At 72.2% G+C, this 8,443-nt stretch carries 8 protein-coding genes and 1 pseudogene; 5 read left to right on the forward strand and 4 right to left on the reverse strand.

The window, feature by feature from the left end:
* Positions 1 to 8: 8 nt before the first annotated feature.
* On the reverse strand, positions 9 to 311 hold the full coding sequence (locus tag GT045_RS20420) for a DUF4235 domain-containing protein (protein WP_161289526.1): 303 nt from the start codon (positions 309 to 311) through the stop codon (positions 9 to 11).
* Positions 312 to 339: 28 nt separating this feature from the next.
* On the reverse strand, positions 340 to 1,356 hold the full coding sequence (locus GT045_RS20425) for a glutathione S-transferase C-terminal domain-containing protein (RefSeq protein WP_161335030.1): 1,017 nt from the start codon (positions 1,354 to 1,356) through the stop codon (positions 340 to 342).
* A gap of 98 nt (positions 1,357 to 1,454) precedes the next feature.
* Between GT045_RS20425 and GT045_RS20430 the strand changes: the two genes are divergently transcribed.
* The gene (locus tag GT045_RS20430; protein ID WP_161289520.1) at positions 1,455 to 2,573 is read left to right on the forward strand and encodes a cation diffusion facilitator family transporter; all 1,119 of its coding nucleotides are present in this window, start codon (positions 1,455 to 1,457) and stop codon (positions 2,571 to 2,573) included.
* 128 nt (positions 2,574 to 2,701) lie between these two features.
* Here the strand turns inward: GT045_RS20430 and GT045_RS20435 are convergent, their stop codons facing one another.
* Positions 2,702 to 3,151: a nitroreductase family deazaflavin-dependent oxidoreductase gene (locus tag GT045_RS20435; protein WP_161335031.1), complete on the reverse strand. Its 450-nt coding sequence runs from the start codon at positions 3,149 to 3,151 to the stop codon at positions 2,702 to 2,704.
* 544 nt (positions 3,152 to 3,695) lie between these two features.
* Here GT045_RS20435 and GT045_RS20440 point away from each other — a divergent pair.
* On the forward strand, positions 3,696 to 4,925 hold the full coding sequence (locus GT045_RS20440; RefSeq protein WP_161335032.1) for a cytochrome P450: 1,230 nt from the start codon (positions 3,696 to 3,698) through the stop codon (positions 4,923 to 4,925).
* A 12-nt stretch (positions 4,926 to 4,937) separates the two neighbouring features.
* A complete protein-coding gene (locus GT045_RS20445; RefSeq protein WP_161289511.1) occupies positions 4,938 to 5,135 on the forward strand; it encodes a ferredoxin in 198 nt (65 codons plus the stop codon).
* Positions 5,136 to 5,192: 57 nt separating this feature from the next.
* Here the strand turns inward: GT045_RS20445 and GT045_RS20450 are convergent, their stop codons facing one another.
* Positions 5,193 to 6,044, reverse strand: coding sequence for an endo alpha-1,4 polygalactosaminidase (locus GT045_RS20450; RefSeq protein ID WP_237538739.1), 852 nt, complete (start codon positions 6,042 to 6,044; stop codon positions 5,193 to 5,195).
* 140 nt (positions 6,045 to 6,184) lie between these two features.
* Between GT045_RS20450 and GT045_RS20455 the strand changes: the two genes are divergently transcribed.
* A complete protein-coding gene (locus GT045_RS20455) occupies positions 6,185 to 7,153 on the forward strand; it encodes an aldo/keto reductase (RefSeq protein WP_161335034.1) in 969 nt (322 codons plus the stop codon).
* 399 nt (positions 7,154 to 7,552) lie between these two features.
* Positions 7,553 to 8,443 (forward strand): annotated as a pseudogene (locus tag GT045_RS20460) (hydrolase); the annotation flags it as partial.

Raw genomic sequence — 8,443 nt, forward strand, 5'->3', positions numbered from 1 at the left:
CGCGCGGCTCAGTCCCGGCCGCCCTTGTCCGCCGCCGGCCATACACCCGTCGACCGGGCGATGGCCTTCGCGCCGGTGCGGTCCACGGCACTGCGCACCACCGCGAAGATGGCGCCCTGGACCGCCGCGGCCAGCAGGATCTCACCCCAGCCGCGGTCCGGGTCCAGGGCGTCAGGCGCGTCGTCCTCGTGCCGGATCGCCTTCCACGCCTGGCGGAAGGCCATCCCGGCCAGTGCACCGCCTGCCCAGCTGAGCACGAATCCGACCGGCTGGTAGGCGAGCGGGAGCTTCTTCTTCTTGTTCTTGACCATGTGTGACTACTTCCTCCTCAGTCGTCCCTCATGCGGGCTGACCCTGCGGGGCCACTCGTTCGCCCGGCGGCACCGGGCCGGGCGGTGTGCCGGTACCGAAGGGCCGGCCGCCCAGCTCCTCGCGGTGGTGCGGACTCGCCCACCCGGCGAGATCCGGGCCGAGCGGCACGATGCCGGTGGGGTTGATGCCGGTGTGCACCTGGTAGTAGTGCCGCTTGATGTGGTCGAAGTCGACCGTGTCGCCGAATCCCGGCGTCTGGAAGAGGTCCCGGGCGTAGGCCCACAGCACCGGGTGCTCCGCCAGCTTCCACCGGTTGCACTTGAAGTGGCCGTGATAGACGGCGTCGAACCGGACCAGGGTGGTGAACAGCCGGATGTCCGCTTCCGTGAGGGTGTCACCGACCAGATACCGCTGTCCGGAAAGCCGCTCGCCGAGCAGTTCCAGCCGCCGGAAGACACCGGCGCACGCCTCCTCGTACTCCGTCTGGTGGGTGGCGAACCCGGCCCGGTACACCCCGTTGTTCACGTCCTCGTAGACCTCGGCCATCACCTGGTCGATCTCGTCGCGCCGGGCGGCCGGATAGAGGTCCGGTGCTCCCGGCCGGTGCAGGGCCGTCCACTCCGTGGCCAGGTCCAGCGTGAGGCGCTGGTAGTCGTTGGTGACCAGCCGTCCGCTGGGGACGTCCACCACCGCAGGCACACTCACCCCGCCCGGACTGCCGGGCTCGCGCCTGTCGTACGCCTCGCTCAGGAACCGGATGCCGAGCACCGGGTCGCGGCCGTCCGGGTCCAGGGTGAACCGCCAGCTGCGGTCGTCCTGGACCGGGTCGGCGACCGCCAGCGACAGCGCGCCCTCCAGCCCCAGCAGACGGCGCGAGATCACCGCCCGGCTCGCCCACGGGCAGGCGCGGGAGACCACCAGCCGGTAACGGCCCGCCTCCACCGGCCAGCCGTCCCGGCCGTCGGCGGTGATCCGGTCGGCGAAGTGGCTCCGGGACCTCTTGAACGCGCGGTGTCCGTAGCCGCTGTTGCCGTCTTCACCCATCTCTCCTCCTCGCGGTCCGGGTCCTGCTGACCGACGCGTTCCCCGTTTCGCGCCGCCCGCACGGTGTGAGCCGCCGGGTCGGGGGCAGTCGGCGAAAGGTGAGCGGGACATCCTCGGAACGGGAGACGGCCGCACGTACGGCCGAGAAGAGCGCGACGCGACCGGCGCCCCAGCCGGGCCCGGTATCCCCACCGGCACCCGGCAGGGACGGCGCAGCGCGCACCACGAACGACGACGGCGGGACTGCGCCACCGGCGGGGGGCGAGTCCAAGGCCGACCGGCACACCAAGGTCACGGTCCTCGTCGCCCTCACCGCCAACCTGGTGATCGCGGTGGCCAAGGCGGCCGGCGGTGTACTGGCGGGCTCGCCGGCGCTGCTGTCGGAGGCCGCGCACTCGGTCGCGGACAGCCTCAACGAGGTCTTCCTGCTGGCCGCCCTGCGCCGCAGCCGCCGCCCGGCCGACAGCCGGCACCCCTTCGGCTACGGCAAGGAGCGCTTCTTCTGGTCCCTGCTCGCCGCCGTCGGCATCTTCGTGATGGGCGGCTGCTTCTCCTTCTTCCAGGGCTTCGAGGCCCTGCGCAACGGTGCCGAGGAGAAGTTCAGCGGCTATGTGGCGGGCCTGATCGTGCTCGGGGTGGCTCTGATCGCCGAGGGCGTCTCGCTGCTGCGGGCCCTGCACCAGGTGCGCCGGCAGGGCGGCGGGCTCGGCGCGCTGCGCGATCCCGCGCTGCGCACGGTGGTGGCCGAGGACGGCACGGCGGTGCTCGGCGTGACCCTCGCCATGATCGGCATGGCCCTGCACATGGTGACCGGGCAGGTCGTGTGGGAGGCGTCCGCCTCGCTGATGATCGGTGTGCTGCTGGTCTACGTCGCCTACCGGCTCGGCCGCGACGCCCGTGCCCAGCTGATCGGCGAGGCCGCCGATCCCGAGCTGAGCGGCAGGATCCGGGCGCTGCTGCGGGCACAGCCGGAGATCGACAGCGTCGAGGCGCTGTTCACCATGAAGATGGGTCTCGACTCCACGCTCGTCGCCGCCCGCATCGACCTGGTGCCGGGCCTGGACAGCGAGCGGGTCGAGGAGGTCTCGGTGCGCATCAAGGGATCGCTCGCGCGGACGTTCCCCGACACCGACCAGATCTTCCTCGACGTCACCGACCGGCCCGCGGGCGAGGCACACGAAAGCCCCGCCGCGACGGGGGAACGCGGCGGGGCCTGACGCACGAGTGCCCGCGGACGGGCCGGTTCACACGCCCCGGAAACAGATATTTCTGGGAACGGGCCGCCGTCCGGCCCGAACCGGCCGCCCACGCGGGCCGATTGGCAGGGGCGCCGGCGGGGACCGGCTCAGCTGCCGGCGAGCGGCTCCAGCACGAAGACCGGGATCTCCCGGGTCGTCTTGCGCTGGTAGTCGGCGTACGGCGGGAACGCGGCCACCGCCCGCTCCCACCACTCGGCCTTCTCCGCCCCGGTGACCTCGCGGGCCCGCATCTCCCACTTCTGCGGTCCGTCCTGAAGCTCGACACGCGGGTCGGCCTTGACGTTGAAGTACCAGACCGGATGCTTGGGCGCCCCGCCGAGAGAGGCGACCGCCGCGTACCGGCCGTCGTGCTCCACCCGCATCAGCGGTGTCTTGCGGATCTTCCCGCTGCGCGCCCCCCGCGTGGTCAGCAGGATCACCGGCATCCCCGTGTCCCGCAGCGTGGTGCCCTTCGTCCCGCCGGAACCCTCGTACAGCTCGACCTGCTCGCGCACCCACTGCGTCGGGCTGGGCTCGTACTCGCCCTCAAGAGGCATTTCCTGCTGTCCCTTCGTCGGTCCAACGAACGTCCGCCCCAGTCAACACCGGAGGCCGCCGGAAACATCCGTACCGCGTGCCGCGTCAGCCGATGCGGTGAACGCCCCGTGGCCCGTGCCGACCGGTGCCGCGCGGGCCCGGAACGCCCGGCGGTGCGGCATCATGGACAAAAAGGACAGTCCCGCCGAGGTCCGCCGTCGTGCCGCCGTCCCCTCCCCGGGCGGGGGTGGTGCCCGGCCGCCGTTCCGGCCGTCGGCTGTCGGCTCCTGGCTGTGCGCGGGCGTGCCGACCGTCGGCTCCCGGCCGTACGGGGGTGTACCGGCCGTCGGCCGTCGGCTCCCGGCTGTGCGCGGGCGTGCCGGCCGTCGCCCGACGGCTCCCGGGCGGACGGGACGGCGGCCGGTTCCCGCCCCTCGGACCCACGGCACTTCGGCCAGATCGCGAGGGTCACCGAAGTGGCCGAACTTCAGGTCGACCTATAGATGCCTGGGGCATCTAATGAAGATCGGCACGACGCACCTCCTTCGTCTGCGAGGTCTTTCCATGACGGAACTGACGGACACCACCGGCCCGGCTGCCCTGCCCGACCCCGTCGCCTTCCCCCAGGACCGCACCTGCCCCTACCACCCGCCCACCGGCTACGACCCGCTGCGCGACGGGCGACCCCTGTCCCGCGTCACCCTCTACGACGGCCGCGAGGTCTGGCTCGTCACCGCGCAGGCCACCGCCCGCGCCCTGCTCGCCGACCCCCGCCTGTCCACCGACCGCCGGCGCTCCGGCTTCCCCGTACCCACCCCCCGTTTCGAGGCCGGCCGTGACCGCAGGGTGGCCCTGCTCGGCATGGACGACCCCGAGCACCACCGGCAGCGGCGCATGCTGATCCCGGCCTTCACGGTGAAGCGCGCCGCCGCGCTGCGCCCGTGGATCCAGCGGGTCGTGGACGAACTGCTGGACGCCATGATCGAACAGGGCCCGCCCGCCGAACTGGTCTCCGCCTTCGCGCTGCCGGTGCCGTCGATGGTGATCTGCGGGCTGCTGGGGGTGCCCTACAGCGACCACGAGTTCTTCGAGGAACAGTCCCGCCGGCTGCTGCGCGGCCCGACCGCCGCCGACGCCGTGGCCGCCCGCGACCGGCTGGAGCAGTATCTCGGCGACCTGATCGACACCAAGGCCAAGGACGCCGAGCCCGGCGACGGCATCCTCGACGACCTCGTCCACCACCGGCTCCGCGAGGGCGAGCTGGAGCGGGCCGACCTCGTGTCGCTCGCTCTGATCCTGCTCGTCGCGGGGCACGAGACGACCGCCAACATGATCTCCCTGGGCACCTACACCCTGCTCCAGCATCCCGACCGGCTGTCCGAGGTCCGCGCCGATCCCGCCCTGCTGCCCGCCGTCGTCGAGGAACTCCTGCGCATGCTGTCCATCGCCGAGGGGCTGCAGCGAGTCGCGCTGGAGGACATCGAGGTCTCGGGCACCACGATCCGGGCCGGTGAAGGCGTCCTCTTCGCGACGTCCGTGATCAACCGGGACACGTCCGTGTACGACGACCCCGACGGGGTGGACTTCCACCGGTCCGACCGCCACCACGTCGCGTTCGGCTTCGGCATCCACCAGTGCCTGGGCCAGAACCTGGCCCGCGCCGAACTGGAGATCGCCCTCGGCAGCCTCCTCACCCGGCTGCCGGGGCTGCGGCTGGCCGCCCCGGCGAAGGACATTCCCCACAAACCCGGCGACACGATCCAGGGGATGCTGGAACTCCCCGTGACCTGGTAAGAGGCTCTGCTCATGCACATCGACATCGACAAGGACGCCTGTATCGGCGCCGGGCAGTGCGCGCTGGCCGCGCCGGGCGTCTTCACCCAGGACGACGACGGGTACAGCATGCTGCTCCCCGGCAGCGAGAACGGCGAGGACCCCATGACCCGGGAGGCGGCCCGCGCCTGCCCGGTGAGCGCGATCACCGTGCGGGACGGCGTCGGCTGACGGCCCGGCGGTACGGCGGCCACCGCCGTACCGCCGTACCGGCGGCGGCAGCCGGGGCTACCGCACCTTGCGGACGTACGCCGCGCTGCCGGGCACGGACACGTCCCGGTCCCGGCGGACGATGCTCAGCCGGCCGCCCCAGCGGGCGCGGGCCGCGCGCAGCCCGGAGTCGGTGTACTCGACGTCCACCACCCGGCCGTCGAACGCCTTCGCGTACACCTCGCACTCGTCGTACTGCCCGCACTCCTCGGCGACCGCGAAGTCCAGTCCGGTGCGCACGCGCACCGAGGCCAGTTCCGCGGTGTTCTTCTGGGCGATGGCCAGGTGACGGGCGTGGGCGTGCCGGGAGAGCAGGGTCATGAACGCGGTCGCGTCGGCCGTGGTGAGCAGCCGGCGGGAGCGGGTGTAGCTGTCGTAGTTGTCGGGCTCGACGGCGTCGAAGCCCTTGTCCGCGCAGCCGTCGATCCAGCGGTTCACCCGCCGGGCCACCCGTTCCCGTTTGGCGGGGGTGCCGATGTCCAGCAGCGGTTCGTGCCAGTCCTCGTCGATGACGACCCGGCCGCGCGCGTCGCGCAGCAACAGGTCGGCCGGCCAGGAGGAACGCTCGGCGGGCTGGGCCTGGAACGCGTTGACGTAGCAGATGTTGTACAGCCCGGGCGCGGGGGAGTCGGACCGGTCGCGGCTGACGATGCGCACCCCCGCCGCCGGGCGGTAGCCGCCGCCGATCTGGTAGTCGAACCCGGCGCCCCGCGGCGGCAGCCGCACCGTGGCGGGTCCGGGGGAACCGCTGTCCCGGCGCTCGCCGGAGCCGCAGCCGGCCAGGGCCGGCAGTGCGAGGACCAGGGCCGTCGCCAGGGCGCCCAGGGCCGTGCGCGACCGCGAGGCGCGGAGAACACCCTTCCGGGACAAGTCCGCTCCATCCTGCCCACGCCGGGCGGCGCGGCACATGTCAGGATCCAATCTCCCCCGCGTTCCTGCCGTCAAGTCGGGCCCTGGCCAGGTCGTAGGCTCGCTCACGACCGTCGTTCCCGAAGGCAGGAGCAGCAACGATGCAGTACGTGAAGCTCGGTTCGACCGGCCTGGACGTCTCGCGGATCTGTCTGGGCTGCATGACCTACGGTCTGCCGGACCGCGGCACGCACAAGTGGACGCTGGACGAGGAGGCGTCGCGTCCGCTGATCCGGCAGGCGCTGGAGGCGGGCATCACCTTCTTCGACACCGCGAACGTGTACTCCGACGGCACCAGTGAGGAGATCGTCGGCAGGGCCCTGCGGGACTTCGCCCGGCGGGACGAGATCGTGCTCGCCACGAAGGTGAACGGCCGGATGCGGCCCGGTCCGAACGGGGCCGGCCTGTCCCGGAAGGCGATCATGACGGAGATCGACCACAGTTTGCGCCGCCTCGGCACGGACCACGTCGACCTCTACCAGATCCACCGCTATGACCACGACACCCCCGTCGAGGAGACGATGGAGGCCCTCCACGACGTGGTCAAGGCGGGCAAGGCCCGCTACATCGGGGCGAGTTCGATGTACGCGTGGGAGTTCTCCAAGGCCCAGTACACGGCGGAGCGGCACGGCTGGACGAAATTCGTGTCCATGCAGAACCACTACAACCTGCTCTACCGCGAGGAGGAGCGGGAGATGCTGCCCCTGTGCGCGGACCAGGGCGTCGGTGTGCTGCCGTGGAGCCCGCTCGCCCGTGGCCGGCTCACCCGCGACTGGGGCGCGGTGACCGAGCGCAGCACCCACGACGACTTCGGCAGCCGGCTGTACCTGGAAAGCGATCGCGCGATCGTCGAGGCCGTCACCCGCATCGCCGCCGACCGGGGCGTACCGCGCGCCCAGGTGGCCCTCGCCTGGCTGCTGCGCCAGGACACGGTGGCCGCCCCGATCGTCGGCGCGGCCAAACCGCAGCACATCGAGGACGCGCTGGCCGCCGTCGACCTGGAGCTGAGCGACAAGGAGGTCGAGGAACTCCAGCAGCCGTACACCCCGCGTGCCGTGAGCGGTCACTGACCGTGGGGCGGAAACCGTGCGGCGCCGACCCGATGCCGCACGGGTCGCCTTTCAGTCGGGTCTCCGGAGGAATTGGCCACTCTTGACGAATCGTCAATATGCGCCTTGACGAAAAGTCAAGAGTGGCCTTGACGAAACGTCAATAGAGGCACTTCGGAAGGGAATCCCAAGAATCGGGCGTTCTCTTGTTCGGGCGTGTTCGGCTGTGCGAAAGTGTGCGCTGTCGGCGCGCAGGAACATACAAAGAGCCTGTTCAGATGGGTGTTCGAGCTGCCTCACGACCTTCCCGTACCAAATGGTATGGACTATTCCCTTAAGTGTGTATGGAGGAATGCGGCCGTGACCGAGGAAGGCCCGTCGGACGAAGAGCTGAGCGCCGAACTGAAGAAGTGGACGGGTATGTCGCCCGCGCTGCATCCCGTCGGTGAACTCTTCGACCGGCACTGGTCGGCGGCCCTGGCCTATGCCCGCCTGTGCGCCGACGGGCCGCGGGCCGCCGGCATGCTGACCACCGCCGCCTTCACCCGGCTCTTCGGCGCGTCCCTGCGCCAGGCCGGCCCGAGCGCGGCCTGGCGGCCGCACGTGCTGGTCACCGTCCGCCGGATCGCCGCCGAGTGGGACGGCGACGACCGCCGGGCGCACCTCCACCCCGCGCTGCGCACGGGCGCCGGCGCCGGTGAGCGGGCGGCGGCCCTGCTGCTGCCACCCCCTGGCCGGCGGCTGCTGTCCCGTGCCTTCCAGCGGGTGCCCGAGACCTCCCGCGCCGTGCTGTGGCACATCGAGGTCGAGGCCGAGCCGCCGGCCGTGCCCGCCGCGCTCCTCGGCCTGGACGAGGAGGCTGTCCGCCACGAACTCCGCCGCGCGCACGAACGGCTGCGCGAGGAATGCCTCCAGGCGCACCGCGAACTCGCCCCCGGCAACGAGTGCCGGCGCTATCTGCGCATGCTCGACGTGACCTTCCGGCGCGGCGGCGGCGACATCGACCCGGACCTGGGCCAGCACCTGGCCGGCTGCGCCCATTGCGGCCGGACCGCGGAGCAACTCGCCCGGTTCAACGACGGCCTGGGCCGCGCGCTCGCCGAGGCGGTCCTCGGCTGGGGCGCCCTCGGCTATCTGGAGTCCCGTGCGGCCCGTGCCGGGGAGTCCACCGCGCCGCCCGCCACCGCCGCCACACCGGCCCACGGGGCCGGCGGCGCGTCCGGAGGCGGCGGGGCCGGTGTTCCCGGACGCGACGCGGACGGCGGGTCCCGGGGCGTGAACGCCGCCTTCCCCCCGGCCCGGGACGCCCCG

Source organism: Streptomyces sp. SID486 (genome assembly GCF_009865385.1).
In the GTDB taxonomy this organism is placed as follows: Bacteria; Actinomycetota; Actinomycetes; order Streptomycetales; family Streptomycetaceae; genus Streptomyces.